Raw genomic sequence first — 3,335 nt, forward strand, 5'->3', positions numbered from 1 at the left:
GGATGCTATCGCGCAGATCAATAAAGCCGCCAAAAAGGATGCGCAAGCAAATGGTGGTCCCGCAAATTCCAACCGCTTCGGCAGCGAAAGCTTAGAGACCGCCACAAAAAACGGCGAAAATGCCGCAGCCTCTTTAGGCAATGATTCAAATTTAGCGCAAAACGGGAGCGACAGGAGTGCTGCGATAAATTTTAACGATTCCGCAAATTCTGCGCCGTCTGTAGATAAAGATACGGGCGAAAATTTGGCGGCGAGACGAGATAATTCTTTAAATTCTGCGCACTCTACGCAAAATCTCGCGACTCCATCCGAGGAGAGCTCTTTAAATTTAGCGCAAAACGGAGCTGAGAAAAACGGCGCTGCGTCCGGTAGCGGCGACATTTCAAGCGAGCCGCACGAAGAGGCTGCGCTAGGATTTATCGCGCAAAAGACGGTTGATTTTATGAAAAGCCTCAAAACGGCGTTTCGCGCAAGCAGCGAGCATGCAAGCGCAAGCACCATCCTATGGGTCTTGGCACTTTCTTTCATATACGGCTTTTTCCACGCGGCGGGTCCAGGGCACGCGAAGCTGCTAACGGCGAGCTATTTCTTAGCCCATGGCGGCAGCTACGTTAAGGCCTTCGGATTTGCCCTTAAAATCGGGCTTCTGCACGTCTTAGGAGCGCTCGTTCTGGTAAGCGCGAGCATGTTCGTGCTGCAAAACGTCGCAGGCCTCGTCTCCACAAACTCAGCCTCGATCACTACGAAAATTTCGGCGCTTCTGATCATCGTCATAACGGCGCTCATCATCTACGACAAAGCTCGCCGCGTAAGAGCGGGCGCCCGCCACGATGCGGGCTGCTCCTGCGCCGCTTGTGCTTCCACCGCAAAGACCACAGAGGCGGACGCCCGCTTAAAAAATACGGCATTTGCAAACGCCGAGAATTCTGCTCACGCAGCGTCAAAGAGCTATAAATTTTCTAAATTTAAAACCCCTAGCGGCGAATCCGCGCGGTATTTAGATACTCAAAATTTAGGCACCGCAACGGCAGAGCTAAATTCGGATTCAAATTTAGCCGCAAATTTAGAGGAAAACTCGTCTAGCCAAAACGGGCAAAAACAGGCTTTAAATTCTGCAAATTTAAAAAACCAAACCTCGTCTTGCTCACTGCAAAGCAGCGCAACTTCGGGTGGTGAGAAAGGGCGCGAGTGGCTTATCGCGCTTGCAGCGGCGCTCGTGCCCTGCCCCGGCACGATCCTGATTTTCGTGCTTGCCTTCAGCCTCGGTAGCTTCGCGCTTAGCGTCGCAAGTGCGCTTTTCATCGGTTTTGGAATGAGCGTCGTGATATTTTTAGCCGCGCTTTTCGGCGCGAAAGCAAACGAACTAAGCTCAAAGCGGCTCGTAAGCCTGAAGCTTTACGTCGAATTTTTGGGGCTTTTCGTGATGTTCGGGCTCGGGATTTTTATGTATTTCCTCTCAGACAACCTCAGGGTGCTGTGATCGCAAATTTTGAACGCAAATTTACAAAAGTGCTCGCATCAAATATAATTTATGCAGTGCGTAAATTTCAATCCGGTGCGAATTGATTTCAGAATAGTAAGATTTTAAAATTTTACGCCGCACGACTGCGTAAATTAAATTTCGATCTCTACTATTTAATTATGCAGCGAAATTCGCTCTTTATGAATTCCGCTAAATTTCGCTACAATACGGGCGAAATTTTCTCAAGGATAGATATGTCGCCTTCTTTGCAAGATGTCGTTTCGCAGACTTTAACCGAGCAAAAAGCGTGCGCTAGAGCTTTTAATAGATACCGCTACCTCAGTATAGCCGCCTTTTTTGCGGTCCTGTTCATATTGGTGTATCTAGACGGCGTTAAAGCAGACACTCCTCTGATAATAATTGCCGAATTTTTGGGCGTCTTGATCCTTTTTCCTATCTTTTGGATATTTTTTATGCATTGCGCCGGTCAAAAAACCGAAGCAGAAATTCGCTACTATAAATTTTACAAAGAGATATTCGTCCGCGCCACCATAAACGATATGAACGCCGAGTTAAAATACTATCCCTATACCGGTATGCAAGAAGAGGAATTTCAAAAATTTAGAATTGATAGGAAATCTAGGATCGAAAGCGAGGATCGGATTGCGGGCGCGCACTGCGGGATTAAATTTAGCCTCAGCGAGGTACATAGCAATAGCAGGTTTTACATGAAAACGGATAATCCGCTCATAGCGGCGATTATGTTGATCAAAATATTCTACGATAATTATATGGACTTTGACGGCAACGTACTGATCTGCGAGCTCGCGAAAAAAACCTCGGGCAAAACGATAGTGGTAAGCAGGGAGCCAAACGCCAAGATCTTCGGCGAAAAAGAGATGATGGACGATGTGGATTTTATGCGCGATTTTCGCGTGTTTGCGGATGACAAAGTAGAAGCGCGCTATCTGCTAACGCCCGCGTTTATGGAGCGTCTGCGCGAAATAAATCGCGAAACGAGCGGCGAGTTCAGCTTGAGCGCGGTATTTATGGATGAGCGCTTATATCTATTTTTAAACGGTGCGCCCGATCTTTTTGAAACTACGCTTTTTGGTAGGCCCGCTAGCATAGAGCTCGCGTGCGAATACCAAACGCAGATCCGCAAAATTTTAAGCCTAATCGAAACACTTAAACTCACAAATTAGCAGGGCGCATTACGGCTGAAATTTTGTATCGACCAAATTTACGCCGGGCGGAATTTTCACCGAAGTATAATTTTGGCAAAACGTAAAATTTAATCAGCGGTGTAATTTCTCGGTAGCCGCCCTAAATTTAATCAGCAATGCAATTGCTCGGCAGCCGCCTGAAATTTAAACGAGCGATATGATTAGAGATGAAAGTGCCTGTCGCGCATAAATTTGAAGCAAAACGCCTCGCCGTGTCTTATAAATAAAATTTAACGCTCCGATGCTTCCTGGAAGTGACTCTTGATTAGCTCTTCATGCCCAAAATAAAATTTGACCGCGTTTCGCATCGCAGCCTCTAGCTTTTAGTGCCAAACCCGCATAGCGGTAAAATTTAATCGGTGGCGCCTGCGATGATTAAATTTAAAAGCAGATCTATAAGGATGAAATTTAAATTTAAAAGCAAGCTTGAGACGAGAGTTAAATTTAGAGCGCGCGCGGCGCTTACAAAAGTCGCACGCTAAAAGGTATCTGCCTAGCGCATACCGCAACGTATCGCAAGCGCGGCTCTGCGCACAGGAAGTAAATTTAAATTATTAAAGAATTCGGGAGAGGCGAAATTTAAAATTTCGCCTCCTAAGCGGAAAAGGATTAAAGCGCCGCGTAGCGCACCATTAGGCAGGTTTCAA

1 protein-coding gene and 1 pseudogene are annotated in these 3,335 nt (G+C 46.6%); both read left to right on the top strand.

What is annotated here, in order from left to right; translation table 11 throughout:
- A pseudogene (locus tag Q0614_RS02240) lies at nt 1-1,480 on the top strand (hypothetical protein); the annotation flags it as partial.
- 161 nt (nt 1,481-1,641) lie between these two features.
- Nucleotides 1,642-2,667, top strand: a complete 1,026-nt coding sequence (locus Q0614_RS02245) for a DUF3137 domain-containing protein (RefSeq protein ID WP_298786247.1) — start codon at nt 1,642-1,644, stop codon at nt 2,665-2,667.
- The last annotated feature ends 668 nt before the right edge of the window (nt 2,668-3,335 follow it).

Source organism: uncultured Campylobacter sp. (assembly GCF_937997595.1).
GTDB lineage: Bacteria > Campylobacterota > Campylobacteria > Campylobacterales > Campylobacteraceae > Campylobacter_B.